Source organism: Pseudoduganella sp. GW821-FHT05F09, from assembly GCF_059419605.1.
Window position 1 is genome coordinate 836,261 of record NZ_JBWKSD010000002.1, and the last position, 25,472, is coordinate 861,732.

Consider the following 25,472-nt stretch of genomic DNA (forward strand, 5'->3'; position numbering starts at 1 on the left):
TATCCACCCAAGCAGAGAGGCTTTCCATGGACCAGACCACCACCCCAGGCAGCACCTTGCGCAGCGACGCCAGCGCCGACCGCGAACGCCTGCTGAACCATCTGCGCGACGCGGTCACCGACGCCGAGCAATGGCTGAGCACCGCCGTCAAGGACGCGCCCGCCGACGTTGAACACGCCAAGGCGGCCTTCAAGGAAACCCTGCAGACCGCCAAGACCGATCTGCTCAAGCTGGAAGACAGCATGCTGGCGCGCGGCAAGCTGGCCGCCAAGGCCACCGACACCTATGTGCACGAGCACCCCTGGGGCGCCGTGGCCGCTGGCGCCTTGGTGGGCCTGCTGGCCGGCATGCTGATCGGCGCCACGCAGCGCTAGGCAGCGTAGGGCGGGTTAGCGCAAAGCGCGTAACCCGCCGGCACCGCCTGCGGCCTAATCCGCCGCGCCGAACTCCACGCCCATTTCGCGGCCGCGCGCCGCCGCCGCCGCCATGGCGCGTCCGATCGCTTCGCCCACGCCATCGGCGGCCATGCTGGTCAGCGCGGCATACGTGGTGCCGCCCTTCGACGTCACGCGCTCGCGCAGCAGCGACACCGGCTCGTCCGACTGCGCCGCCAGCTGCGCCGCGCCGGTGAAGGTGGCCAGGGCCAGCGCCTTGCCCTGCTCGGCGCTCAAGCCCAGCTCCTCGGCCGCCTTCTGCATGGCTTCGATAAAGTAGAACACATAGGCCGGACCGCTGCCGGACACCGCCGTCACCGCGTCGATCTTGGCTTCGTCATCCAGCCACACGGTGGCGCCGACGGCTTTCATGATGGCGTCCGCCGCCGCCTTCTGCTCCTCGCTCACGCCGGCCGACGCGGCCAGGCCGGTCACGCCCATGCCGATCAGCGCGGGCGTGTTCGGCATGCAGCGCACGATGGCGCGCCCGCCGCCCAGCCAGCGCGACAGGTCTGCCGCGCGTATGCCCGCCGCGATCGACAGCAGCAGCGGACCGCCGCCCTCGCCGCCGGCCGCCGGCAGCAGCGGGCGCAGCTGCTCCGCCACCTCGCGCATGCTTTGCGGCTTGACCGCCAGCACGATCACGTCCGCGCTGGCCACGGTCTGGTAGGCCGCCGCGTCCGGCGCCTGCTGCGCGCCGGGCAGCGCGCCCGAGGTAGTGACGCCGAACTGCGCGCCCAGCTTCTCCAGCGCCGCCGGGTTAGGATCGACCACGTGGATATTCACGCCCGCCGTCAGCTTGCCGGCCAGGCCGGAAATCAGTGCCGCAGCCATATTGCCGCCGCCGATAAATGCAATTTTCATAAAATCCCTTGTTGTGTCGCCGCGTGTCATTGCGCGGCGTAGCTGCGCGCGCCGAAAATGGCGCTGCCCACGCGCACGATGGTGGCGCCTTCCAGCACCGCCGCCCGCATGTCGCCGGACATGCCCATGGACAGCGTATCGAGCGCAAAGCCCTGCGCGCGCAGCGCCTCGTACAGTTCGCGCACGCGGCGGAATGCCGCGCGCTGCTTGTCTACGTCGTCTTCCGGCTCGGGGATGGCCATCAGGCCGCGCAGGCGCAGCTTCGGCAGCCCGGCCACGGCCTGCGCCAGCGCCGCCACCTCGCCAGGCGCCGCGCCGCTCTTGCTGGCCTCGCCGCTGATATTCACTTGCAGGCAGATATTCAGCGGCGCCAGCCCGGCCGGCCGCTGCTCGCTCAGGCGCAGCGCGATCTTCTCGCGCTCCACCGTGTGTACCCAGTCGAAATGCTCGGCGATGGGCCGCGTCTTGTTGCTTTGGATGGGACCGATGAAATGCCACTCCAGCGCCGGGTCCGGCACGGGGGCGGCCGCAGCCAGCGCGCGGATCTTGTCCACGCCCTCCTGCACATAGTTTTCGCCGAACGCGCGCTGCCCCGCCGCCACCGCCTCCTGCACCGCATCGGCGCCGAACGTCTTCGAAACGGCCAGCAACCGCACCGATTGCGGCGGACGGCCGGCTTCGTGCTCGGAGGCAACAATTGTACTGATCACTGCTTGCAAGTTCTGGGCTATTCTGGACATAATCATTGAGCGGGCTGGTTGGGCCGGTTCCGCAGGCCTCTCCCCCGAAACGCAGCACTGGGATTATAAATGGACATCTCCGAATTACTCGCATTCTCCGTCAAGAACAAAGCCTCCGATTTGCACCTGTCCGCCGGCCTGCCGCCCATGATCCGCGTGCACGGCGACGTGCGCCGCATCAATCTGCCGCCGCTGGAGCACAAGGACGTGCACGGCATGATCTATGACATCATGAATGACGGCCAGCGCAAGGCCTACGAGGAAATGCTGGAGTGCGACTTCTCCTTCGCCATTCCGGGCCTGGCGCGCTTCCGCGTCAACGCCTACAACCAGGAGCGCGGCGCGGCCGCCGTGCTGCGCACCATTCCGTCCAAGATCCTCACGCTGGAGGAACTGAACGCGCCCAGGATCTTCGCCGAATTCGCGCTCAAGCCGCGCGGCCTGGTGCTGGTGACGGGGCCGACCGGCTCGGGCAAGTCCACCACGCTGGCGGCCATGGTCAACCACCTCAACGAAAACGAATACGGCCACATCCTCACCATCGAGGACCCGATCGAGTTCGTGCACGACTCCAAGAAATGCCTGATCAACCAGCGCGAAGTGGGGCCGCACACGCTGTCGTTCAACAACGCGCTGCGCTCGGCGCTGCGGGAAGACCCGGACGCCATCCTGGTCGGCGAGCTGCGCGACCTGGAAACCATACGCCTGGCGCTGTCGGCGGCCGAGACCGGCCACCTGGTGTTCGGCACGCTGCACACCTCCTCCGCCGCCAAGACCATAGACCGTATCGTGGACGTGTTCCCGGCCGAGGAAAAAGAGATGGTGCGGGCCATGCTGTCCGAATCGCTGCAGGCGGTCATCTCGCAGACCCTGCTCAAGACCAAGGACGGCTCCGGCCGCGTGGCCGCGCACGAGATCATGGTCGGCACGCCGGCCATCCGCAACCTGATACGCGAAGCCAAGATCGCCCAGATGTACTCGGCCATCCAGACCGGCAGCAACGTCGGCATGCAGACGCTGGACCAGAACCTGACGGAGCTGGTGCGCCGCAACGTGATCTCCTCGGCCGCCGCCCGCAACGCCGCCAAGATCCCGGACAACTTCCCCGGCTAAGCACAAGGAAACCGCATGGAACGCGACCAGGCATCCAAATTCATGTTCGACCTCTTGCGCCTGATGGTCAGCAAGAACGGCTCGGACCTGTTCATCACGGCCGGCTTCCCGCCGGCCATGAAGATAGACGGCAAGATGACGCCGGTGTCGGCCCAGCCGCTGACGGCGGCCCACACCTCCGATCTGGCCCGCTCCATCATGAACGACAAGCAGACCGCCGGCTTCGAGCTGACCAAGGAGGCCAACTTCGCCATCAGCCCCGGCGACCTGGGCCGCTTCCGCGTGTCCGCCTTCGTGCAGATGAGCTCAGTCGGCATGGTGCTGCGCACGATTAATTCGGCCATTCCCAAGCTGGAGGACCTGGGCCTGCCCGAGGTGCTCAAGGACGTGGTGATGTCCAAGCGCGGCCTGGTCATCATGGTGGGCGCCACCGGCTCGGGCAAGTCGACCACGCTGGCGGCCATGGTGGGCTACCGCAACGAGAACAGCTACGGCCACATCATCACCATCGAGGATCCGGTGGAGTTCGTGCACCCGCACCGCAACTGCGTGATCACGCAGCGCGAGGTGGGCGTCGATACCGAGGACTGGGAAATCGCGCTGAAGAACACGCTGCGCCAGGCGCCGGACGTGATCCAGATCGGCGAGATCCGCGACCGCCAGACCATGGACCACGCCATCGCCTTCGCCGAAACCGGCCACCTGTGCCTGGCCACCCTGCACGCCAACAGCGCCAACCAGGCGCTGGACCGCATCATCAACTTCTTCCCCGAGGAGCGCCGCCAGCAGCTGCTGATGGACTTGTCGCTCAACCTGAAGGGCATGATTTCGCAGCGCCTGGTACCGCGCAAGGAAACCAAGGGGCGCGCCGTGGCCATCGAGATCCTGCTCAATTCGCCGCTCATCTCGGATCTGATCTTCAAGGGCCAGGTGCATGAGATCAAGGAGCTGATGAAGAAATCGCGCGAACTGGGCATGCAGACCTTCGACCAGTCGCTGTTCGACCTGTACGAGGCCGACGCCATCAGCTACGAGGACGCGCTGCGCAACGCCGATTCCGTGAACGACCTGCGGCTGGCCATCAAGCTGGAAGGCAAGGCCGCCAAGACGCGCGACCTGTCGGCCGGCACCGAACACCTGAACATTATTTAAGGAAGCCCATGAGCACAGTCTTCGACTTCAGCGCCGACACGCTGTCCGGCGCGCCGGCCGACCTGGCGCAGTACCGCGGCAAGGTGCTGCTGATCGTGAATACCGCCAGCAAGTGCGGCTTCACGCCGCAGTACCAGGGCCTGGAGGCGGTGTACCAGCAGTTCAAGGACCAGGGCGCCGTGGTGCTGGGCTTCCCCTGCAACCAGTTCGGCGCGCAGGAGCCGGGTTCGGCCGACGAGATCGGCGCCTTCTGCGAAAAGAACTACGGCGTGAGCTTCCCCATGTTCGCCAAGGTGGACGTGAACGGCAGCGGCGCGCATCCGCTGTACCAGCACCTGAAGAAGGAATCGCCCGGCCTGCTGGGCACCGAGGGCATCAAGTGGAACTTCACCAAATTCCTGATCCGCAAAGACGGCACGGTATACAAACGTTACGCCCCCACCACCAAGCCGGAAGAACTGGCCGACGATATCGCGCGCCTGCTGGCCGAATAAGTCACCACCGGCATTACCCCGGCGGGGCCCTCCCCCCGCCCGCACATTATGGTTATTGACTACCTGGCGCAGCTGTTCTCGCCGCCCGCCGACCCTTCGATGCTCAGCTACGGGAAGTACGATCCGTGGCTGGTGGCCCTGTCGGTGCTGGTGGCGTCCTTCTCTTCCTGGATGGGCTTGCAGATGGCCGGCCAGGCCGCCAACGCCACCAGCGCGCGCCTGCGCCGCGCCGCGCTGCTGACCGGCAGCCTGGCGCTGGGCAGCGGCGTGTGGGCCATGCACTTCATCGGCATGCTGGCCTTCGACCTGTGCACCAGCGTCGATTACGACCGTTCCATCACCATCTGGTCCATGCTGCCCAGCGTGGCCGCGTCGCTGGTGGCGCTGTCGCTGATCAGCCGCCAGCGCATCGGCCGCTGGCAGTTGCTGGCGGGCGGCGTACTGGTGGGCGCCGGCATCGGCGCCATGCACTACGCCGGCATGGCGGCCATGCGCAGCGCCCTCGAGCTGCGCTACGACCCGGCCATGTTCGGCCTCTCCATCGTGGTGGCGGTGGCGCTGGCCACGCTGGCGCTGTGGGTGCGCTTCGGCCTGAGCGCGCTGCGCGACCGCCTGAACGGCGCCACGCGCCTGGCCATCGCCGGCCTCATCATGGGTTGCGCCATCGCCGGCATGCACTACACCGGCATGGCGGCGGCGCGCTTTGTCGGCAAGGTGCCGCCCGGCACGGCCGGCGGCTTGAACGACACCACCTTCCTGGCGCTGGCCATCACGCTCATCACCGTGTCCTTCACACTGCTGGTGATGTCGGCCAACGGCCTGCTGCGCTACCGCGCCCTGTTCTTCCAGCTGAGCCAGAGCGAATCGTGGATGCGCGCGCTGCTGGCCACCGCCGTGGACGGCGTGATCACCATGGAGTCGGACGGCACCATCCGCGAGTTCAACGCGGCGGCCGAACGCATCTTCGGCTGGCGCCGCGACGATATCGTGGGCCGCAACATCCGCCTGCTGATGGCCGACCTGGACCGCTCGCAGCGCGACGGCCTGCTCAGCCACCTGAACGACGGCAGGGAGGGCGTGATCGGCGAGAGCCAGGACGTGCTGGGCCTGCACAAGAACGGCAGCCATGTCCCGCTGCGCAACGCCTACGGCCATGCGCGCCTGGCCGACAAGGATCTGTACGTCTGCTTCGTCACCGACATCAGCGAACGCAAGGCCATGGAGCAGCAGTTGCGCGCCAGCGAGCAGCAGTTCCGCTCGCTGATCGGCAACATCCCCGGCATCTCCTACCGCAGCCTGATGGCGCCCGGCTGGCCCATGGTCTTCGTCAGCGCGGCGGTGGAGAACCTGACCGGCTACCCGGCCGCCGACTTCCTCGGTTCGCCGCCCAAGCGCAGCTTCGGCGACCTGATCCACCCGGACGACCATGAACAGGTGGCGCGCGGCCTGGACGCGGCGGTGGAAAAGGGCGAACCCTTCGTGCTCGAATACCGCCTGCTGCACAAGGACGGCAGCACGCGCTGGATGTGGGAGAACGGCAGCGCCATCTTCACCGAGCAGGGCAAGGTGCAGTGGCTGGACGGGGTGATCCTGGACATCAGCGGCCGCCGCACCATGGAGGAGGAACTGCGCGCGGCCAAGGAGCGCGCCGAGCAGGCCGCCGCCGCGCGCGCCGCCTTCCTGGCCAATATGAGCCATGAAATCCGCACGCCGATGAATTCCATCCTCGGCTTTACCGACGTGCTGCTGCAGGGCGAGCTGGCCAACGACCAGCGCCGCCACCTGAACACGGTGCGCAATTCGGCGCGCTCGCTGCTGCGCCTGCTCAATGAAATCCTCGACACGGCCAAGCTGGACAAGGGCGCGGTGGAGCTGGAGCTGGCCGACTACAACCTGCTGGCCCTGATCGACGAGCTGTCCTCCACCATGGGCAGCAACGCCAGCGCCAAGTCGCTCAAGCTGTCCATCGCCTACGACCCGGCCATGCCGCACTGCCTGCACGGCGACGAGCTGCGCGTGCGCCAGGTGCTGAGCAATTTGCTGGGCAACGCCATCAAGTTCACCGACCGCGGCAACGTCACGCTGGCGGTGGCGCGCGAGAACGGCCCGGACGGCGACTGCGTGCACTTCATCGTCAGCGATACCGGCATCGGCATTCCCGCCAGCCGCCTGGCCGCCATCTTCGAACCCTTCACCCAGGCCGACGCCTCGATGAACCGGCGCTACGGCGGCACCGGCCTGGGCACCACCATCTGCAAGCAGCTCGCCGAACTGATGGGCGGCCAGATCTGGGCCACCAGCACCGAGGGCCACGGCAGCGCCTTCCACGTGGTGCTGCCGCTCATGCCGGCCGTGAACCTGCCGGCCCTGCAGCGCCAGGCGCCCTGCATCAAGCTGCCGCCGCTGAACATCCTGGCGGCCGACGACGTGCCGCAGAACCTGGAGCTGCTCACCCTGTTGCTGGGCAAGCAGGGCCACAGCGTCACCGGCGCCAGCGACGGCGCCATCGCCGTGCAGCTGGCCGCCGAAGGCCGCTTCGACGTCATCCTGATGGACGTGCAGATGCCGGACGTGGACGGCCTGGAAGCCACGCGCCGCATCCGCGTGCAGGAAGCGCAGCAGGGCCGTGGCCGCGTGCCCATTATCGCCATGACGGCCAGCGTCCTGGAGAAGGACCGCGAGGCCACCAGCGCGGCCGGCATGGACGGCTTCGCGCCCAAGCCGGTGGACATGCACGTGCTGGGCCGCGAACTGGCCATGGTGCTGGGCATCGCCATCGACGAGGAGGCCGCGCCGGGCGCCGAGCAGTCGCTGCAGGTGCTCAACCACGCGCACGCGCTGCACCGCTGGGCCGGCGAGGAGCGCGCCTACCACCGCTCGCTGCGCAACTTCGCCGCCGAACGCGCGCAAGCGAGCGGCGATTTGCGCAGCCTGAGCGGCGTGGGCTCCGGCCATGCCGACGACACGGCTGCAGCGGCTGCGGCAGCCGCCGATGCCGCCGGCCTGGCCCACCAGCTGAAAGGCGCGGCCGGCAACCTTGGCCTGGAACAGCTGGCCGCCGCGCTGGACCAGCTGGAACGCGCCCTGCGCGATACCGATACCCCCGATTCTCCGGCCAACACCGTGCCCGCCCTGCTGGCGGCGGTGGAGCAGCGCCTGGCCGACGCCATCGCCGCCATCGGCGCGCTGCTGGCCGACGCGCCCGAATCCGCCCTCGTGCCCACCCCCGCCCCCGGCGTGGCCGATGCCGGCGCGGCCGGCAAGGCGCCCGCCGCCCTGGACGAGCAGCTGGTGCGCACCCTGGGCGCCACCTTGCAGCGCTCCATAGACAGCGGCGCCTTCGATGAAGCCACGCTCGCGCAACTGGCGCAGGCGCTGGCCTCGCACGTTGCGCCGCAGCGCCTGCAAGAGCTGCAGCAAGCCATCGACGATTTTGATTTCAGCGCGGCCCACGCGCGGCTGGAGGCGCTGCTGGCGTCCGTCCTGCCCGCCACGGCCGGGAGCACACTATGACCCAAACACCTGCGCAAGCCAACGGCGCGCCCAAGCGCCTGCCCGTCATCCTCGCGGTGGACGACGAATCCACCAACCTCCAGCTGCTGCGCCAGATCCTGCAGGACCGCTACAGCCTGCTGTTCGCCAAGGACGGCCCGCGCGCGCTGGAACTGGCCGCCAAGGAGCAGCCCGACCTGATCCTGCTGGACGTGATGATGCCGGACATGACGGGCTACGAAGTGTGCCGCCGCCTGAAAGCCGATCCGGCCACGGCCGCCATCCCCGTCATCTTCGTCACCGCGCTCACCGACACCACGGACGAGGTGGACGGCTTCGAGGCCGGCGCGGTGGACTACATCACCAAGCCGGTCAGCCCGGCGGTGGTGAAGGCGCGCGTGCGCCTGCACCTGTCGCTGGTGCGCCTGGACGAGTTGAAAGCGAGCCGCCTGGAGATTGTGCAGCGCCTCGGCCTGGCCGCCGAATACAAGGACAACGAAACCGGCCTGCACGTGATCCGCATGAGCCACTACGCGCGCCTGCTCGGCATCGCGGCCGGCATGGACGAGGACGACGTGGACGACCTGTTCAACGCCGCCCCCATGCACGACATCGGCAAGATCGGCATCCCGGACCGCATCCTGCAAAAGCCCGCCAAGCTGGACCCGGACGAGTGGCGCGTCATGCAGACCCACCCCACCATCGGTGCGGACATCATCGGCCGCCACGCCACCGGCATGCTGGCCGTGGCTTGCCAGGTGGCGCAGAACCACCATGAGAAATGGGACGGCAGCGGCTATCCCAACGGCCTGGCCGGGGAAGCGATACCGCTGGCCGCCCGCATCGTGGCGGTGGCCGACGTGTTCGACGCGCTGACCTCGGTGCGCCCCTACAAGGACGCCTGGACCGTGGAGCAGGCCTGCGACCATATGCGCGCCCAGCGCGGCCTGCATTTCGAGCCCCGGCTGGTGGACCTGTTCCTGACCCAGCTGCCGGCGGTTGCCGAAATCATGGAAAAATGGGCGGAACGTTAAAAAGGGATGTGCTTTATTTACTTTTACGTAATAATGGGAATGGGAACGATTTAGAGCTGGACGGAAACCATGCCACTGCTGGGGAAATTGCTGTCATTGTGGATGCGCATGGGAATCTACGCGAGGCTGTTCGTCCCTATCTTTGTGCTAGTAACCATCATCATCAGCGTGCGCTACTCGCTGCTGACCGAATCCGAATCGGCCACCGCGCGCCAGCGCTATGAAGTGGAAGCGCAGCAGCTCGGCCAATACCTGGCCGCCGCGCTCAGGCCGCTGCAGCGCGAACAGAACGACAACGCCATCTCAGCCCTGCTGGCCGGCGCCGCCGCGCAGAATCCCGACCTGGCCCTGGTGTGCTGGGAACACGCCGGCGGGCAAGCCCGCGCCGCCGGCGACCCGGACCTGGCCGGCATTGCCCATCCCGCCTGGCTGGGACCGGCCATCGCGATCGAACCGCTGTATCTGAACCTGCGCGTGCCGCTGCACAGCGGGGCCGGCGCCGGTACCCTGACGCTGTGGTTCCACCCCACCCAGCCGCTCAACCGCGTGTGGCGCGCGCTGCGCCAGCAGGCCATCATCTCGGCGCTGAACGTGGTCACCATCTTCGTGCTGCTTGGCCTGCTGGTCTATCTGAACCGCCGCATGCAGCTGCGCCTGGAGAGCGCCACCAGCCGTTTCCAGAACGGCGAACTGGGTGTGCGCATGCAGGTTGCCGGCTCGCCCGAAGCGCGCGCCATGGCCAGCACCTTCAACAGCATGGCCAGCCAGGTGCAGGCGCTGGTGCACTCGCTGCAGGACCAGAAGGAGCGCATCGAAGTCACGCTGGCCTCCATCGGCGACGCCGTCATCACCACCGGCCTGGATGGCCGCATCCGCAGCATGAACGAAGCGGCGCAGCAGCTCACCGGCTACAGCGAGGAGCAGGCCTGCGGCAAGCAACTGCAGGCGGTGTTCACGCTGGCCAACAACTTCGGCCACCAGGCGCTCAAGCGCACCATGCACAGCATCGGCGCCGGCGGCGCGGCGGTGCGCGCCAAGAACCAGACCCTGCGCCAGCCCTCGGGCGCCAGCTTCGTCATCGAATACACGGTGGCGGCCATCCGCCGCAACGGCCACGACGAAGAAAGCGCGGTGCAGGGCGCCGTGCTGGTGTTCCGCGACGTGAGCGAGAAAAAGCAGCTGATCCAGCAAATGTCCTGGCAAAGCCAGCACGACCTGCTGACCGGCCTGCCCAACCGCAGCGCGCTGGCGGCGCGCTTCGAGCACGAGCTGGAACTGGCGCGCGACCAGGGCGGCGGCGCCACGCTGGCCGTGTGCATGCTGGACCTGGACCACTTCCAGCAGGTGAACGAGCGCGGCGGCCATGCGCTGGGCGACGAGATCCTCAAGCAGGCCGCGGGCCGCCTGCACAGCTTTGCCGGCCCGCGCCACTACGCGGCGCGCCTGGGCGGCGATGAATTCGTGCTGCTGCTGCCGGACCAGCCCGGCCAGGCCGCCGTCGAGCAGGCGCTGGCCCAGCTCCTGGCGCTGCTGGCCCGGCCCTACCACTGCGAGACGCAAACGCTGTCGGTGCCGGCCAGCGCCGGCGTGGCGCTCTACACCGGCGGCGACATCAGCGCCGACAGCCTGCTGCGCCAGGCCGACCAGGCGCTGTACCAGGCCAAGCTCACCGGCCGCAACAAGGTGCACTACTTCGACGCCCACCTGGACGAGGAAGTACGCACCCACCACAACCGCCGCACCGAAGTGCGCGCCGCCCTGCGCGCCGGAGAACTGTGCTTGTACTACCAGCCCAAGCTAGACATGCGCGCCGGACGCATCATCGGCATGGAAGCGCTGCTGCGCTGGCGCCATCCGCAGCGCGGCATTGTCGGGCCGATGGAATTCCTGCCGGTGGTCGAGCACACCGATCTGATCGTGGAGATAGGAGACATGGTGCTGCGCCACGCGCTGCGCCAGCTGGAGCTATGGCGCGCCAGCCATCCGGACTGGGTGGTCAGCGTGAACATCGCCGCGCGCCACTTCCAGCGCACCGACTTCGTACCGCGCCTGACCGCCATCCTGGCGGAATTCCCCGCCGTGCCGCCGCGCATGCTGGAGCTGGAGATACTGGAATCGTCCGCGCTGGCGGACATCGGCCATGTGCGCGCCATCATGCTCGAATGCCAGGCGCTCGGCATCCGCTTCGCGCTGGACGACTTCGGCACCGGCTACTCGTCCATGTCCTACCTGAAGCGGCTGCCCGCCGAAGTGCTGAAGATAGACCAGAGCTTTGTGCGCAACATGCTGGTGGACCGCGACGACCTGCACCTGGTGTCGGCCGTGATCGGCCTGGCGCGCGCCTTCAACCGCAGCGTGATCGCCGAAGGCGTGGAGACTGTGGAGCACGGCGCCCAGCTGATGCGGCTGGGCTGCGAACTGGCGCAAGGCTACGGCATTGCGCGCCCCATGCCGGCTGACGACGTGCTGGACTGGACCGCCAATTTCGCCGCCACGCCCGCCTGGCAGCGCGCCGCGCTAGCTGCCGTCCCGTAACGGCGGGTTAGCGCGTAGCGCGTAACCCGCCATCCGCCAGCGCCTGGTCGATCAGCTCAATCCAGTGCAGCACCGGCGTCTCCGTCCCCGACTGGATATGCGTCAGGCACCCGATGTTGGCCGAAACGATCTTCCGCGCCCCGGTCGCCTCCAGGTTCTCCACCTTGCGGTCGCGCAGCTGCTTCGACAGCTCCGGCTGCAGCATGGAATACGTGCCCGCCGAGCCGCAGCACAAATGGCTGTCCGCGCACAGCACCACATCCACGCCCACCGCGCGCAGCACGCCCTCCACCTTGCCGCGTATCTGCTGCCCGTGCTGCAAGGTGCATGGCGGATGGAAGGCCACCCGCTCGGAAATCCGTCCGCCCATGCGCTGCGCCAGCTCCGCCTCAAAGGCCGGCATCACCTCGCTCAAATCCCTGGTCAAATCCGAAATCCGCCGCGCCTTCTCCGCATAGGCCGCGTCGTGCGCCAGCAAATGGCCATACTCCTTGACGGTCACGCCGCAGCCGGATGCCGTCATCACAATGGCCTCCACCGGCGCCGCGCCAGCCTCGCCGGACACGTAGGGCCACCACGCATCCACATTGCGCCGCATATCATCCAGCCCGCCATCCTGGTCGTTCAAATGGTAGCGCAGCGCTCCGCAGCAGCCCGCCTTGGGCGCCGCGATCAGCTGCACGCCCAGCGCATCGAGCACACGCGCCGTGGCGGCGTTGATGTTGGGCGCCATGCCCGGCTGCACGCAGCCTTCCAGCACCAGCATCCGGCGCGCATGGCTGCGCACGGGCCTGCGGCCGGCCGGCGCCGCCGGCGGCAGCTTGTCCTGCAAGGCCGGCGACAACAAAGGCCGGACCATGCGCCCCATCGCCAGCGCAGGCGTAAACAGCCAGCGGCGCGGCAATGCCTCCTTCAGCACATAGCGCTTCACGCGCTCGGCCAGCGGGCGCTGCACGCGCTGCTCCACCACCTTGCGGCCGATGTCGGCCAGGCGTCCATACTGCACGCCGGACGGACAGGTGCTCTCGCAGTTGCGGCAGGTCAGGCAGCGGTCCAGGTGCAGCTGCGTCTTCTGCGTGACGGGCGCGCCCTCGAGCACCTGCTTGATCAGGTAAATGCGGCCGCGCGGGCCGTCCAGTTCATCGCCCAGCAACTGGTAGGTGGGACACGTGGCGGTGCAGAAGCCGCAATGCACGCAGGCGCGCAGGATGGCCTCCGCCTCGTCGCCGTCGCGCGTGTTCTTGATGAAGTCTGCCAGATTGGTTTGCATAGTTTTACATGCGGCCCGGGTTGAAGATCCCGGCCGGGTCGAAGGCCTGCTTGAGGCGCTGGTTGATCGTGGCCACGGCCGGCGCCATCGGATGGAAAGCGCCGGGGCGCTTGTCTTCTGCGCGGAACAGCGTGGCGTGGCCGCCGGCCGCCGCCACGCTGCGGCGGATGTCCTGCGCCGCGTCCACGCTGGCGGCGGGATCGACCTTCAGCCAGCGCTGCGCACCGCCCCACTCGATCAGCTGCTCCCCTTTCAGGATGATGGCGCTGGCGGCAGGCGGCACGGACAGCCGCCACAGCGCGCCGCCGTCGAAATAGCCGTGCGCCTGGTCGCGCAAGCTGATCCAGAAAGCCGCCGCCTCCGCATCGTCCACCCGCGTGCCGCCCATGCGCAGCAGCGCCGCGCGCACCGCCGCCTCCGCGCCGGACAGGCGCAGCGTCAGCACGTCCTTGTGCCAGCAGCTGGCCGACACCGGCAAAGGCTGCCCAGCCCATTCATTCAAGCGCCGCAGCGCGTCGATCTCGCTCATGCCGAAGCGCAGCGTGGCTTCGCACACCGGCAGCGGCAGCAACTTGAGCGACACCTCCAGTATCAGCCCAAGCGTTCCCATCGAGCCCGCTAGCAGGCGCGACACGTCATAGCCCGCCACGTTCTTCATCACCTGCCCGCCGAAGCTGAGCACCTCGCCCTTGCCGTCCATGAGCTTCGCGCCCAGCACGAAGTCGCGCACGCCGCCTGCGCTGGCGCGGCGCGGACCGGCCAGGCCGCTGGCCACCACGCCGCCCATGGTCGACGCCGCGCCGTAGCGCGGCGGTTCGAACGCCAGCATCTGCCCATTGGCGGCCAGCAGCGCCTCCACTTCGGCCAGCGGCGTGCCGCAGCGCACCGTGATCACCAGTTCGGTCGGTTCATAATCCACCACGCCGGTGCAGGCGCGCGTATCGAGCACGGCCCCGGCGGAGGCGGCCGTGGCCGCATTGCCATACCAGTCCTTCGTGCCGCCGCCGCGCACCCGCAAGGGCGTGCCCGCTTCAACGGCCGCCAGCACCTGGTTGCGGAATTGTTCTAAGATCGCTTGCAAGATAACTCCGTTAAAAACGCGGCAGGCCCGCGTGCGGCAGCACGCCCGCAGTCACGCGCATTTTGCCGAACTCCGCGCAGCGGTTCAATGTGGGAATGGCCTTGTTCGGATTGAGCAGCATGGCCGGGTCGAAGGCGCGCTTCACGCTGAAGAACGCCTCCAGCTCGGCGGGCTTGAACTGCACGCACATGGAATCAATCTTCTCTATGCCCACGCCGTGCTCACCAGTGATGGTGCCGCCCACTTCCACGCACAGCGCCAGGATCTCCGCGCCGAAGGCCTCGGCGCGATGCAGCTCGTCCGGCTGGTTCGCGTCGAACAGGATCAAAGGATGCAGATTGCCGTCGCCCGCGTGGAACACATTGGCGCAGCGCAGGCCGTACTTGGCCTCCATCTGCGCTATGCCTGTCAGCACCTGCGCCAGGTTCTTGCGCGGGATGGTGCCGTCCATGCAGTAGTAGTCCGGCGAGATGCGGCCCGCCGCCGGGAAGGCGTTCTTGCGGCCGGACCAGAACTTGAGCCGCTCCGCCTCGCTGCGCGAAACCTGGATGGCGCTCGCGCCGGCCGCCTCCAGCACCGCCGTCATGCGCGCGATCTCCTCCTCCACTTCCTCCTGCGTGCCGTCCGCCTCGCACAGCAGGATGGCGGCGGCGTCGGTGTCGTAGCCGGCTTTGACGAAGGGCTCGACCATGCGCGACGACGTGCGGTCCATCATCTCCAGCCCGGCCGGGATGATGCCCGCTGCGATCACCTTGGCCACCGCATTGCCACCGGTGACCACGTCGTCAAACGAGGCCATGATCACGCGCGCGCAGGCCGGCTTGGGGACCAGTTTCACCGTCACTTCGGTGACGATGCCCAGCATGCCTTCGGAGCCGATAAAGACCGACAGCAGATCCAGGCCCGGAGCGTCGAACGCCTCGCTGCCCAGCTCCACCACGTCACCCTCCATGGTGGCCACGCGCACGCGCAGCACGTTGTGCACGGTCAGGCCGTATTTCAGGCAGTGCACGCCGCCGGAATTCTCCGCCACGTTGCCGCCTATGGTGCAGGCGATCTGGGAGGACGGGTCCGGTGCGTAGTACAGCGCATGCTGCGCCGCCGCTTCCGAGATCGCCAGGTTGCGCACGCCGGGCTGCACCACGGCCGTGCGCGAGTAGGCGTCCATGCGCACGATCTGGTTCATGCGCGCGGTGGACAGCACCAGGCCGTCGGCGATCGGCATGGCGCCCCCGGACAGGCCGGTGCCCGCGCCGCGCGGCACTATGGGCACGTCCATGTCGCGGCACACCTTGAGCACGGCCAGCACTTCCTGCTCGTTGGCGGGCAGCGCCACGATCATGGGCGCCTGGCGATAGGCGGCCAGGCCGTCGCATTCGTAGGGTTTGGTGTCTTCCAGGGCGGACAGGATGCTGGCTGCCGGCAGCACGGCGCGCAGGGCTGCCGCAACGCTGTGCTGGCGCTCGGCCGTGAAGGCCGGCTTGGGGGAGGCTATGGTCATGGGTGGGAAGCATATCGCCGATGAAGCACTGATTGTAAGGCACCCGGCCTGAATTTATCGTATGCTCGCTGTCATTCCAGACATTAGGGGCAATACCATGGGCAACCGACTCTCGAAAATCGCCACCCGCACCGGCGACAACGGCACCACCGGCCTGGGCGACGGCAGCCGCACCAGCAAGGACAGCCTGCGCATCCACGCCATCGGCGACGTGGACGAACTGAACTCCAACCTGGGCCTGCTGCTGTGCGAGGCCATGCCGGACGAGCTGCGCGACGAGCTGGTCGGCTTCCAGCACGACCTGTTCGACCTGGGCGGCGAGCTGTGCATTCCGGGTTATCAGATGATCAAGGAAGAGCATGTCGAAAAGCTGGACGCGCTGCTGGCCAAGTACAACGCCACGCTGCCCGCGCTGACCGAGTTCATCCTGCCGGCCGGCTCGCGCGCCGCCGCGATCGCCCACGTCTGCCGCACCATCTGCCGCCGCGCCGAGCGCAGCATCGTCACGCTGGGCAACGCCGAGCCCATCCACGAGCACCCGCGCCAATACGTGAACCGCCTGTCCGACCTGATGTTCGTGCTGGCCCGCGTGCTGAACCGCTACGCCGGCGGCGGCGACGTGCTGTGGCAGCACGAGCGCAAGAGCCGCTGATCCCATCCGCGTTTGCGCCAGATCAAAGGGGCGCGCGCGCACGATTGCTGCAGGCGGGCGTTGTCGATAGGATGAAGCGTTGTCCTTTACTCAACTCCCGCCATGACCCGTCGCCACGCCTCCCTGTGCGCGCAGCTCTGCGCCGCGTGCGTCCTTTGCTCTGCCGCTGCGGCGGCCGACCTGGACGGCTTGGCCAAGCGCAGCTGGATTAAAGTCGACAGCCCCAACTTCAGCATCGTCACCGAACAGCCGGAGGCGGTCGCCCGGCAGGTCGTGAAAGACCTGGAAGCCTTCCGCCATTTCAGGCTGACTCTTGGCGGCATGCAGCCCCTCAACCTCAGCAAGCCCCTGCCCATCCTGGCCGTCGGTGCCGACGCATTCTCCGAGCTCGGCTTTCCGGCCACGTGGGGCGGCGCCTTCCAGCTCGACCTGAGCGGCTATTCCGCAGTGGGCAACATCGAAGATTACATGCGCGGAAGGAAAACCGACAACTGGGCGCGCACTGTCCTGCTGCACGAGTATTCCCACTTCATGCTGCGCGTGCTGGAGCAGACTTCCGCCTACCCGGTCTGGGTGGATGAAGGCGTGTCGGACTACTGGGCCACCTTCAATGTCGAAGGGCCTACCATCCGGATAGGCGACAAAGTGAACAACAACCACGGCGGCAGCCGGGACTACGGCCTCTACAACCGCTTCGGCCGCATGGCCATCGATACGGAAACCACGTTCAATAAAGTCACGCTGCCGGTGACCAGCAAGGCATTCGAGGACGAAGAAGAGGTGGACCGGTTCTACTCCTGCGCCTACTACGCGGTCCACTATTTCAACTCCACGGAGGCACTGCGCACTTCCCTCGATAAATACATCATGCTGATCAACCGCGGCTACCGTCAGGACCGCGCCGCCATGCTGGCTTTTCAAAAGCCCTACGATGAATTGGACAGGGACATCACAAAATATGTCACCCGCCGCTTGTCAGTGCACTTGCTGACGCACAAGCTGGGCAATTTTGAATTCCCCGCAATCACCCCTCAGGTCGCGCGGCTCGACGTGCCGGGCTTGTACATCCAGCTTGCCCGCATCCTCCGCACCTACAGCCTTCCCGGCCTGGACGTGGCCAAGCTGCTCGCCAGAAACCGCGAACAGAATCCGAACGACGGCGACGCCAACGTATTCCCCCTGCTGCATGGCATGGAACGCAGCGCGGCGGTGGCGGCGGAACTGGAGCGGCGCTTTCCCAGGCATCCCAAGCTGCTGGCATGGCGCGCCGACCAGCTGCGGCTGCAGGCTGAATACATGAACGACAAGGGCGAGGCCGGCTGGCTGCCCATCGCCTACAAGGCGCGCGACTACTACCGCATGGCCATAGGCCTCGACGCGGAATACCCTTCCCCCTACCACGGCCTGGGCAAGGTGTATCGCCTGCTGCCGGACAGCGAACCGCTGCGGGAAGCGGTGGCCGGCTTCGACACGGCATCCATCTACACGCGCAGCCCGGCAACCTTCATGGAACTGGCAAGCGTTTTCCTCCGCATGGGCAAACCGATGGAAGCGCTGTCCGCCTTGCGCAGCGCGGTCGCATTCAGCAAGCCGTCCCGGCTCGGACCCGAGGTGCTGCTGCTCGACAATATCGAATTGCTGAACGACCTCGCGAGCGAGGCGAAAGCCATGGCCACGGGGCTAGAATACCCCAGCGGCACGCGCTACACCGGCGCCGTCAGCAAGGGCAAGCCGGACGGCACAGGCAGAGTCAGCCTGCCGAACGGCTCGTACTACGAAGGGCCGTTCGTGCAAGGCGTGCCGCACGGAAAAGGCAAACTGGCCAGCGACTCGGGACTGGTCTACCTCGGGGACTTCGACCAGGGATACGGACGCGGCCAGGGAGAAGTGAGCTACCCGGCAGGCAACGAGGGTATCTCGTACAGAGGCCAGGTGGACTATATGCGGCCATCGGGCAAAGGCGAACTGGTGACAAAGTCAGGCCGCTATGTGGGCGCTTTCGAGGACGGCAACATGCACGGCGCGGGCGCATTCACGGCAGCGAAAAAGCCGGTGACCCTCAGCGGCGCCTGGCGGCGCGGCGGCATCGAGTGGGCGGCGGAGGACGGCATTGTGTTCAGTGGGCCGGCGGACGCAAACGGCCTTCGGCACGGCAAAGGCAAATGCCGGGGACCAGATGTGAAAGAGGTGCCCGCGCCATGCGCGTTCAAGGAAGGGAAGCTATTGTCCTTGCTTGACTGACGCGAAACGCGCCTGCAGGAAATCCATGAACAGGCGGGCGCGCAGCGGCTGGTGGCGGCGGGAGGGATAGAGCAGGCTCAGGTCCTGCGCCGCGCCTTGCCAGCCGGGCAGCACGCGGGCAAGCTTGCGCGCCTTGAGCAGGTCTTGCACCAGCCAGGCGGGACACAAGCCGATGCCGCCACCCATGGCCAGGCTTTCACGGATGGCCAGCGCGTTGTTGACGCGGTAGCGGCTGTGGGTCTGCACCTGCACGCTGCGCTCGCCGTTGTGCAGCTCCATCATGCCGCCGGTGCTGAGCCAGGCAAAGCGTATCACTTCATGCGCAGCCAGGTCTTCGGGCTGGCGCAATTTGGCGTGGCTTTTCAGGTAGCCCGGCGACGCCACCAGCCAGCGCGGCGAGCTGGAGATCTTGCGGGCGATGGCGTTGGGCGGCAGTTCGCTGCCCAGCCGCAGCGCGACATCGACGCCCTCCTCCACCAGATCCACCATGCGGTCGTTCAGTATCAGCTCGATCTCCATGGCCGGATAGTGCGCCAGGAATTCCTGCACCAGCGCGTTCAGCAGGAACTGGCCCAGCGCCACCGGGGCGTTCACCCGCAGCAGGCCGGACGCCGTCTGCGTTTCGCCGCGCGCGTCGGACACGGCTTCGGCGTAGTCCTCCAGTACGGCCTTGCTGCGCTCGTAGAAGCGCTGGCCCTGGACCGTGGGCGAGAGGCTGGACGTGCTGCGCTCCAGCAGCCGCACGCCCAGGCTGTCCTCCAGAGCGGCCACGGTCTTGCTGACCGTGGGCTGGGTGGTGCCGTGCTCGCGCGCGACGGCGGACAGGCTGCCCAGTTCCACGGCGCGCACGAAGTATTGCAGGGAACGGATAGTATCCACGGCGGTCCTCATTCGAAATTGGAATAAAGCATAGTGCATTTTCCCGCCTTCCGCACAAAGATGGAATGAATGAACATGGCTGCACACTTACTCAAGGAGCAGACCATGTTCAAGACTATTTCCGCCATCGGCCTCGCCGTGGCCATCGCCTCTTCCGCGACGGCGGCGGAGCAGTGGCAGACCAGCTGGTACGCCGCGCCCCAGCCCAGCTGGGATGCCGGTTTCGTGCTGCCCACCGGCATGCCGTCCAGCTTGCAGGACCAGACCGTGCGCGAGACGCTGCGCCTCAGCGTGGGCGGGCGGCGCGTGCGCGTGGTGCTGTCGAACCGTTATGGCGCCGAGCCGCTGGTGATCGGCGAGGCGCGGCTGGCGCGCGTGGCGGACGGCGCGGCGGCAGGCGCGCTGCTGTCTTTTGGCGGCAAGCGTTCGGTGACGGTGGCGCCGGGGCGGCAGGCGGTCAGCGATCCGCTCGATTTCAGCGTGCGGCCGCTGGAGCGCGTGAGCGTGTCGACTTACTTCCCGCAGCGCGCAGCGCCGTCCACTTTCCACTGGGGCGCGCAGCAGACCGGCTTTATCGCCGCCGGCAATCAGGCGGCCGCGCCTCGGCTGGCCGGCGCCGCGGCCCTGCACGGACGGGTGTTCCTGAGCGCCCTGCATGTGAGCGGCGGCGCCGGCAAGGCCACGGACGGCGGCACGGTCGTTGCGCTGGGGGACTCGATCACGGATGGCAACGGCTCCACGCCCGACCAGGACCGCCGCTGGCCGGACTTCCTGGCGCGGCTGGCGGCGGCGCGCGGCATCGGCGTGGCCAATGCGGGGATCTCCGGGGCGCGCGTGCTGGCGGACGGCATGGGCGAGCGGGCGGCGGCGCGCTTCGAGCAGGATGTGCTGGCGCAGCCCGGCGTGCGCAGCGTCATCATCGCGCTGGGCATCAACGATATAGGCTGGCCCGGCAGCGCCTTTGCGCCGCACGATACGGCCATGGCGGCGGACACGCTGATCGCAGGCTACCGCAAGCTGATCGCGCGCGCGAAGGCGAACCAGGTGCGGGTGATAGGCGCGACCATGGCGCCGTTTGAGAACGCGCTGCAAGGCACGCCGCTGTCGGATCATTACAGCCCCGCCAAGGACGCGGTGCGGCGCCAGGTGAATGCGTGGATACGCGCCAGCGGCGCCTTCGACGCGGTGGTGGATTTCGACGCCGTGCTGCGCGACCCTGCGCATCCGTCGCGCCTGTCCCCCGCTTTCGATTCAGGCGACCACCTGCATCCCGGCGACGCCGGATATGAAGCAATGGCAAAAGCGGCGTATGAGGTTTTGTGGGGCCCTACGGCTCCAGCAGCCGCGCCATGCCGCGCGACATGCTGATGCGCGAGGCGTGCGAGGGGTGGCTGGCGATCAGCGGTTCGCCGGGGCCGCCGTCGGCATCCATGTCGGCCAGCTTGCGGTAGAAGCTGAGCATGTCCGAAGCCGGCCATCCTGCGCGGTGCGCGATCACCATGCCCAGCTGGTCCGCCTCGCGCTCCTGCATGCGCGACAGCCCGGCCAGGCGCAGCTGCAAGGACAAGTCGCTGTCCAGCCGCAGCATCACCACGTCCACCGGCACCAGCGGGCGGTAGGCCAGCTGCGCTTCGGACAAAAACTCGCGGGAATGTTCGGCGATGGCGTGCGCCACCTCGTGCGCCAGCAGCACGGCCAGCTCGCCGTCGGTCAGCGCCAGCCGCCGCACAAAGCTCGCGCCCACCAGCAGCTTGCCGCCGGCCAGGCAGACCGCGTCGATATCCGGCCCGCCGGCCAGGTGCACCTCCCAGGCCCATCCCGCCGCTTCCGGCTTCAGTTCGATGGCGGCGGCGATCAGCGTGGCGCTGACGTAGCGCAGGCGGTGCAGCAGCGCGCGGTCGGTATCGAGCTTGCCGTCGGCGGCCAGGTCCACCACCTGCTCGATATAGCGGTCTTCCATGCGCTCGCCGACTTCGTCCGCGCCAAAGCGCAGCTCCTGCCAGCGTCCGGAATCCGGCACCTGGCCCTGCGCGCTGGCGCACAGCAGCCATCCGGCCAACAGCATAGCGAGACCGCGCATGACGCCCCCTTGATTGGAATAAACCGTTTATACCAATATAGGAGAGCGCGGACGCAGCCGCAAGCGGGACTTACTTGTTGTAGTTGTTTTTAACGCGGACGTAGTGCTCGGCCGAATACTTCAGCCAGGTGATTTCCGCTTCGGTGAGCTTGCGCACGCGCTTGACCGGGCGGCCCACGTACAGGTAGCCGCTTTCCAGCACCTTGCCCGGCGAGACCAGGCTGCCGGCGCCCACCATGACGTGCTTCTGCACCACCACGTCGTCCATGACGATGGAGCCCATGCCGATCAGGCATTCATCGCCGATCTCGCAGCCGTGCAGGATGACCGAGTGGCCTATGGTGACGTAGTTGCCGATCTTGAGCGGCGAGCCGTCCGGCTTGGCCGGGTTCTTGTGCGAGACATGGCCCATGGCGAAGTCCTGCACATTGCTGCATACGCCTATGGTGATGCGGTTGACGTCGCCGCGCAGCACGGTGTTGCACCAAACCGAGGAATCGCGCCCGATGCGCACGTCGCCGATCACTTGCGCGGTGTCGTGCAGGTAGACGCCCTCGCCCAGTTCGGGCGAGGTGTCGAGGTAGGAACTGACTGGCATGGCGGAACTATCCGTTATTGACGACCAGGCGCGGCTCGCCGCTGCCGTCCTTGTCCAGGAAGCGCGCCTTGATGGACGCGGCGATGCCGCCCGCATCCAGGCCCACGCTGGCCAGCAGCTTGGCCGGGTCGCCGTGGTCGATGAATTTGTCGGGCAGGCCCAGCATCAGCACCGGCTTGATGATGCCTTCAGCGGCCAGCGCCTCGGCCACGGCGGAGCCGGCTCCGCCCATGATGCAGCCCTCTTCCACCGTCACGAAGTAATCATGTTCGGCGGCCAGTTGCTTGACCAGTTCCACGTCCAGCGGCTTGACGAAGCGCATATTGGCGACCGTGGCGCCCAGCTGCGTGCCCGCCGCCACCGACGGCGCGACCATGGAGCCGAAGGCCAGGATGGCGATCTTCTCGCCCTTGCGCTTGATCTCGCCCTTGCCGATCTCGATCGAGCCCAGCGCCGGTTCGATGGCCGCGCCTATGCCCGCGCCGCGCGGATAGCGGATGGCGGCCGGACCTGGGTAGTGGTAGCCGGTGGTGAGCATCTGGCGGCACTCGTTTTCGTCCGACGCGGCCATCACCACCATGTTCGGGATGCAGCGCATGAAGGCCAGGTCGTAATTGCCGGCGTGCGTGGCGCCGTCCGCGCCCACCAGGCCGGCGCGGTCCAGCGCGAAGGTCACGTCCAGGTTTTGCAGCGCCACGTCGTGGATCAGCTGGTCGTAGCCGCGCTGCAGGAAGGTGGAGTAGATCGCCACCACCGGCTTCAGGCCTTCGCAGGCCAGGCCCGCGCCGAAGGTGACCGAGTGCTGCTCGGCGATGCCGACGTCGAAATAGCGGTCCGGGTATTCCTGCTCGAAGCGCACCATGCCCGAGCCTTCGCGCATGGCGGGCGTGATGCCCACCAGGCGCTTGTCGGCCTTGGCCATGTCGCACAGCCAGTTGCCGAACACTTCGGTGTAGGTGATCTTGCCGGCGGGCGCAGGCTTGATACCTTCGGCCGGATTGAATTTCGGCGTGCCGTGGTAGAGCACCGGCTCGGCCTCGGCCAGCTTGTAGCCCTGGCCCTTCTTGGTCACCACGTGCAGGAACTGCGGCCCCTTGAGCTTCTTGATGTTCTCCAGCGTGGGGATCAGCGATTCCAGGTCGTGGCCGTCGATGGGGCCGATGTAGTTGAAGCCGAACTCCTCGAACATGGTGGCCGGGACCACCATGCCCTTGGCGTGTTCCTCGAAGCGCTTGGCCAGCTCCAGCACGGGGCCGGGCAGCACCTGCTTGCCCACGTTCTTGGCGGCGGCGTAGAACTGGCCCGACATCAGGCGCGCCAGGTAGCGGTTCAGCGCGCCCACCGGCGGCGAGATCGACATGTCGTTGTCGTTCAGGATCACCAGCAGGTTCACGTCGTCCTGCACGCCCGCGTTGTTCAGGGCCTCGAAGGCCATGCCGGCGGTCATGGAGCCGTCGCCGATGACGGCGATGGCGTGGCGGTGCTCGCCCTTGATCTTGGCCGCCTGCGCCATGCCCAGCGCGGCCGAGATGGAGGTCGACGAGTGCGCCGTGCCGAAGGTGTCGTATTCGCTTTCCACGCGGCGCGGGAAGCCGGAAATGCCGTCCAGCTGGCGCAGCGTGTGCATCTGATTGCGGCGGCCGGTCAGGATCTTGTGGGTGTAGGTCTGGTGGCCCACGTCCCACACGATGCGGTCGTGCGGCGTGTTGAAGACGTAATGCAGCGCCACGGTCAGCTCCACCGTGCCCAGGTTGGACGACAGGTGGCCGCCGGTCTTGGAGACCGAATCGAGCAGGTAGTTGCGCACCTCGTGCGCCAGCGGCGTGAGTTGGGTGCGGGCCAGCTTGCGCACGTCCGCCGGGTCGTTAATATTTTCGAGCAAATTCATTCTTATGCCTTCCGCTGCACGATCAAATCCGCGAGTTCGCGTAAGCGCATCGCTTGTTCACCAAACGGCGCGAGCGCTGCGTGCGCATCCAGCCGCAATTGTTCCGCCAGCACGCGCGACGGTTCCAGGCCCAGTATCGACACATAGGTCGGCTTGTTGTCGGCGGCGTCCTTGCCGGCCGTTTTGCCCAGCGTGGCCGAGTCGGCGGTGGCGTCGAGCACGTCGTCCACCACCTGGAAGGCCAGGCCGATGGCGCGCGCGTAGGCGTTCAGCGCCGCCAGTTCGGCCTCGTCCAGCTCCTTGCCGGCCAGCGCGCCCAGCACCACGGACGCGCGCAGCAAGGCGCCGGTTTTCAGCTGGTGCATGCGTTCGAGCTGCTCCAGCGTCAGGCTCAGGCCCACGCTGTCCAGGTCGATGGCCTGGCCGCCGCACATGCCGGCCGAGCCGGACGCGTGCGCCAGCAGGCGCAGCATGGCCGCCAGGCGGGCCGGCGGCAGCCCAGCCACTGCGGCGGCGTCGGCCAGCACCAGGAAAGCCTGCGATTGCAGCGCGTCGCCCACCAGCAGCGCGGTCGCTTCGTCGTAGGCCACGTGCACGGTGGGTTTGCCGCGCCGCAGTTCATCGTCGTCCATGCAGGGCATGTCGTCGTGCACCAGCGAGTAGGCGTGGATCATTTCAACGGCGGCGGCGGCGCGGCTCAGCACCGCCGCATCCGCACCGAACAGCGCGCCGGCGGCGTACACCAGCAGCGGGCGCACCCGCTTGCCGCCGCCCAGCAGCGCGTAGCGCATCGCCTCGTGCAGCTTGGCCGGTTCGGCGCCGGCGGCCGGCAGGTAGCCGTCCATGTCCTGCTCCATGCCGGCCTGGATGGTCTTCATCCAATCCTGGAAGGACGCGCTCATGCCAGCTCCTCCGTGTCGGCGAAGGGCTTCAGCATGCCGCCTTCGAGCACCTTCACCTGCGTTTCCACCTTGTCGAGCTGGCCGGCACAGTATTTCACCAGTTCCGAACCGCGCGCATAGGCCGCGACGGACGCTTCCAGCGGCAGCTGGCCCGCCTCCATTTGCGTCACCAGTTGCGCCAGCTCCGCCATGGCTTCCTCGAAAGAGGCCGGCGGCGGCAGCACAGGAGCGGATTCAGCGTTCAATTTCTTAGACATAAGCACTCAAATCAGTAAGGCCGGACGGCGTTCAGGGGCCGCCAGCCCAGTTTAGCCCGTTATTTTAGATCAAACCATCCAATGCAGTGGAATTAACAGTTGGCCAAGTGAGCGCGGCGGCGACGCGGTGTTGCAAATCAGTCTACCCTATCAGGACGGCAATCCGGCGCGCCCCACCTTAACACAAGCGGAAGATGGGCATTTCACGCTATAATCGCCGGTTCTGTCCGAAATACCGTTTCAAAAACTGAATTCAGGTCTTTAC

At 67.3% G+C, this 25,472-nt stretch carries 21 protein-coding genes; 10 read left to right on the forward strand and 11 right to left on the reverse strand.

What is annotated here, in order from left to right; translation table 11 throughout:
• The first annotated feature begins 26 nt into the window (after window positions 1-26).
• Window positions 27-374 carry an ElaB/YgaM/YqjD family protein gene (locus tag AC07S4_RS09030; RefSeq protein WP_494986316.1) on the forward strand — a complete coding sequence of 116 codons (348 nt, stop codon included), beginning with the start codon at window positions 27-29 and terminating at the stop codon, window positions 372-374.
• 54 nt (window positions 375-428) lie between these two features.
• On the opposite strand, the gene proC is transcribed toward AC07S4_RS09030, so the two are convergent.
• Together proC and AC07S4_RS09040 are read right to left on the reverse strand one after the other, a co-directional pair.
• Complete coding sequence (proC, locus tag AC07S4_RS09035; RefSeq protein WP_494986317.1) at window positions 429-1,298, reverse strand: pyrroline-5-carboxylate reductase; 870 nt, start codon at window positions 1,296-1,298, stop codon at window positions 429-431.
• A gap of 26 nt (window positions 1,299-1,324) precedes the next feature.
• A complete protein-coding gene (locus tag AC07S4_RS09040; RefSeq protein WP_494986318.1) occupies window positions 1,325-2,038 on the reverse strand; it encodes a YggS family pyridoxal phosphate-dependent enzyme in 714 nt (237 codons plus the stop codon).
• 69 nt (window positions 2,039-2,107) lie between these two features.
• Between AC07S4_RS09040 and AC07S4_RS09045 the strand changes: the two genes are divergently transcribed.
• From AC07S4_RS09045 to AC07S4_RS09070, 6 genes are all read left to right on the forward strand, one after another.
• On the forward strand, window positions 2,108-3,151 hold the full coding sequence (locus tag AC07S4_RS09045) for a type IV pilus twitching motility protein PilT (protein ID WP_494986319.1): 1,044 nt from the start codon (window positions 2,108-2,110) through the stop codon (window positions 3,149-3,151).
• Between the two features lie 15 nt (window positions 3,152-3,166).
• Complete coding sequence (locus tag AC07S4_RS09050; protein ID WP_494986320.1) at window positions 3,167-4,303, forward strand: PilT/PilU family type 4a pilus ATPase; 1,137 nt, start codon at window positions 3,167-3,169, stop codon at window positions 4,301-4,303.
• 8 nt (window positions 4,304-4,311) lie between these two features.
• Window positions 4,312-4,797 carry a glutathione peroxidase gene (locus tag AC07S4_RS09055; protein WP_161071634.1) on the forward strand — a complete coding sequence of 162 codons (486 nt, stop codon included), beginning with the start codon at window positions 4,312-4,314 and terminating at the stop codon, window positions 4,795-4,797.
• Between the two features lie 48 nt (window positions 4,798-4,845).
• A complete protein-coding gene (locus AC07S4_RS09060) occupies window positions 4,846-8,310 on the forward strand; it encodes an MHYT domain-containing protein (RefSeq protein WP_494986321.1) in 3,465 nt (1,154 codons plus the stop codon).
• Window positions 8,307-9,323, forward strand: a complete 1,017-nt coding sequence (locus tag AC07S4_RS09065) for an HD-GYP domain-containing protein (RefSeq protein ID WP_494986322.1) — start codon at window positions 8,307-8,309, stop codon at window positions 9,321-9,323. The genes AC07S4_RS09060 and AC07S4_RS09065 overlap by 4 nt, the downstream gene beginning before the upstream one ends.
• 108 nt (window positions 9,324-9,431) lie before the next feature.
• A complete protein-coding gene (locus AC07S4_RS09070; RefSeq protein ID WP_494986323.1) occupies window positions 9,432-11,858 on the forward strand; it encodes a putative bifunctional diguanylate cyclase/phosphodiesterase in 2,427 nt (808 codons plus the stop codon).
• A 7-nt stretch (window positions 11,859-11,865) separates the two neighbouring features.
• On the opposite strand, the gene glcF is transcribed toward AC07S4_RS09070, so the two are convergent.
• Genes glcF through AC07S4_RS09085 form a run of 3 tightly spaced genes read right to left on the reverse strand, consistent with a single transcriptional unit; the run spans window position 11,866 to window position 15,710 of the window.
• Entirely contained in the window at window positions 11,866-13,128 is a 1,263-nt protein-coding gene (glcF, locus tag AC07S4_RS09075; protein WP_494986324.1) for a glycolate oxidase subunit GlcF, read from the reverse strand.
• A 4-nt stretch (window positions 13,129-13,132) separates the two neighbouring features.
• Window positions 13,133-14,209 (reverse strand): glycolate oxidase subunit GlcE, encoded by a 1,077-nt coding sequence (gene glcE, locus AC07S4_RS09080; protein ID WP_494986325.1) that lies wholly within the window; start codon window positions 14,207-14,209, stop codon window positions 13,133-13,135.
• Window positions 14,210-14,219: 10 nt separating this feature from the next.
• Window positions 14,220-15,710 (reverse strand): FAD-linked oxidase C-terminal domain-containing protein, encoded by a 1,491-nt coding sequence (locus tag AC07S4_RS09085; RefSeq protein ID WP_494986326.1) that lies wholly within the window; start codon window positions 15,708-15,710, stop codon window positions 14,220-14,222.
• A gap of 97 nt (window positions 15,711-15,807) precedes the next feature.
• Here AC07S4_RS09085 and AC07S4_RS09090 point away from each other — a divergent pair, with 97 nt between their 5' ends.
• On the forward strand, window positions 15,808-16,362 hold the full coding sequence (locus tag AC07S4_RS09090) for a cob(I)yrinic acid a,c-diamide adenosyltransferase (RefSeq protein ID WP_494986327.1): 555 nt from the start codon (window positions 15,808-15,810) through the stop codon (window positions 16,360-16,362).
• 102 nt (window positions 16,363-16,464) lie between these two features.
• Window positions 16,465-18,603, forward strand: a complete 2,139-nt coding sequence (locus AC07S4_RS09095; protein WP_494986328.1) for a hypothetical protein — start codon at window positions 16,465-16,467, stop codon at window positions 18,601-18,603.
• Here AC07S4_RS09095 and AC07S4_RS09100 read toward each other — a convergent pair.
• Complete coding sequence (locus tag AC07S4_RS09100) at window positions 18,583-19,482, reverse strand: LysR family transcriptional regulator (protein WP_494986329.1); 900 nt, start codon at window positions 19,480-19,482, stop codon at window positions 18,583-18,585. The genes AC07S4_RS09095 and AC07S4_RS09100 overlap by 21 nt on opposite strands.
• A gap of 105 nt (window positions 19,483-19,587) precedes the next feature.
• Here AC07S4_RS09100 and AC07S4_RS09105 point away from each other — a divergent pair, with 105 nt between their 5' ends.
• The gene (locus tag AC07S4_RS09105) at window positions 19,588-20,850 is read left to right on the forward strand and encodes an SGNH/GDSL hydrolase family protein (RefSeq protein WP_494986330.1); all 1,263 of its coding nucleotides are present in this window, start codon (window positions 19,588-19,590) and stop codon (window positions 20,848-20,850) included.
• Here AC07S4_RS09105 and AC07S4_RS09110 read toward each other — a convergent pair.
• The 5 genes from AC07S4_RS09110 to AC07S4_RS09130 all read right to left on the reverse strand — a co-directional run bounded on the left by AC07S4_RS09110 (window position 20,810) and on the right by AC07S4_RS09130 (window position 25,207).
• Window positions 20,810-21,562, reverse strand: coding sequence for a M48 family metalloprotease (locus AC07S4_RS09110; protein WP_494986331.1), 753 nt, complete (start codon window positions 21,560-21,562; stop codon window positions 20,810-20,812). The two genes, AC07S4_RS09105 and AC07S4_RS09110, sit on opposite strands and share 41 nt — an antisense overlap.
• A 70-nt stretch (window positions 21,563-21,632) precedes the next feature.
• Window positions 21,633-22,160: a gamma carbonic anhydrase family protein gene (locus tag AC07S4_RS09115; protein ID WP_494986332.1), complete on the reverse strand. Its 528-nt coding sequence runs from the start codon at window positions 22,158-22,160 to the stop codon at window positions 21,633-21,635.
• 7 nt (window positions 22,161-22,167) lie between these two features.
• A complete protein-coding gene (gene dxs / locus AC07S4_RS09120) occupies window positions 22,168-24,048 on the reverse strand; it encodes a 1-deoxy-D-xylulose-5-phosphate synthase (protein ID WP_494986333.1) in 1,881 nt (626 codons plus the stop codon).
• Between the two features lie 2 nt (window positions 24,049-24,050).
• A complete protein-coding gene (locus tag AC07S4_RS09125; RefSeq protein ID WP_161071647.1) occupies window positions 24,051-24,950 on the reverse strand; it encodes a polyprenyl synthetase family protein in 900 nt (299 codons plus the stop codon).
• Window positions 24,947-25,207 (reverse strand): exodeoxyribonuclease VII small subunit, encoded by a 261-nt coding sequence (locus tag AC07S4_RS09130; RefSeq protein WP_161071648.1) that lies wholly within the window; start codon window positions 25,205-25,207, stop codon window positions 24,947-24,949. The genes AC07S4_RS09125 and AC07S4_RS09130 overlap by 4 nt, the downstream gene beginning before the upstream one ends.
• Between the last annotated feature and the right edge of the window lie 265 nt (window positions 25,208-25,472).

Bases quoted from the DNA above. Each gene is read 5' to 3' on its own strand.
- AC07S4_RS09030 (WP_494986316.1), top strand. From the start codon at position 27: ATGGACCAGACCACCACCCCAGGCAGCACCTTGCGCAGCGACGCCAGC.
- proC (WP_494986317.1), bottom strand. From the start codon at position 1,298: ATGAAAATTGCATTTATCGGCGGCGGCAATATGGCTGCGGCACTGATT.
- AC07S4_RS09040 (WP_494986318.1), bottom strand. From the start codon at position 2,038: ATGTCCAGAATAGCCCAGAACTTGCAAGCAGTGATCAGTACAATTGTT.
- AC07S4_RS09045 (WP_494986319.1), top strand. From the start codon at position 2,108: ATGGACATCTCCGAATTACTCGCATTCTCCGTCAAGAACAAAGCCTCC.
- AC07S4_RS09050 (WP_494986320.1), top strand. From the start codon at position 3,167: ATGGAACGCGACCAGGCATCCAAATTCATGTTCGACCTCTTGCGCCTG.
- AC07S4_RS09055 (WP_161071634.1), top strand. From the start codon at position 4,312: ATGAGCACAGTCTTCGACTTCAGCGCCGACACGCTGTCCGGCGCGCCG.
- AC07S4_RS09060 (WP_494986321.1), top strand. From the start codon at position 4,846: ATGGTTATTGACTACCTGGCGCAGCTGTTCTCGCCGCCCGCCGACCCT.
- AC07S4_RS09065 (WP_494986322.1), top strand. From the start codon at position 8,307: ATGACCCAAACACCTGCGCAAGCCAACGGCGCGCCCAAGCGCCTGCCC.
- AC07S4_RS09070 (WP_494986323.1), top strand. From the start codon at position 9,432: ATGGGAATCTACGCGAGGCTGTTCGTCCCTATCTTTGTGCTAGTAACC.
- glcF (WP_494986324.1), bottom strand. From the start codon at position 13,128: ATGCAAACCAATCTGGCAGACTTCATCAAGAACACGCGCGACGGCGAC.
- AC07S4_RS09085 (WP_494986326.1), bottom strand. From the start codon at position 15,710: ATGACCATAGCCTCCCCCAAGCCGGCCTTCACGGCCGAGCGCCAGCAC.
- AC07S4_RS09090 (WP_494986327.1), top strand. From the start codon at position 15,808: ATGGGCAACCGACTCTCGAAAATCGCCACCCGCACCGGCGACAACGGC.
- AC07S4_RS09095 (WP_494986328.1), top strand. From the start codon at position 16,465: ATGACCCGTCGCCACGCCTCCCTGTGCGCGCAGCTCTGCGCCGCGTGC.
- AC07S4_RS09105 (WP_494986330.1), top strand. From the start codon at position 19,588: ATGTTCAAGACTATTTCCGCCATCGGCCTCGCCGTGGCCATCGCCTCT.
- AC07S4_RS09110 (WP_494986331.1), bottom strand. From the start codon at position 21,562: ATGCGCGGTCTCGCTATGCTGTTGGCCGGATGGCTGCTGTGCGCCAGC.
- AC07S4_RS09115 (WP_494986332.1), bottom strand. From the start codon at position 22,160: ATGCCAGTCAGTTCCTACCTCGACACCTCGCCCGAACTGGGCGAGGGC.
- dxs (WP_494986333.1), bottom strand. From the start codon at position 24,048: ATGAATTTGCTCGAAAATATTAACGACCCGGCGGACGTGCGCAAGCTG.
- AC07S4_RS09125 (WP_161071647.1), bottom strand. From the start codon at position 24,950: ATGAGCGCGTCCTTCCAGGATTGGATGAAGACCATCCAGGCCGGCATG.
- AC07S4_RS09130 (WP_161071648.1), bottom strand. From the start codon at position 25,207: ATGTCTAAGAAATTGAACGCTGAATCCGCTCCTGTGCTGCCGCCGCCG.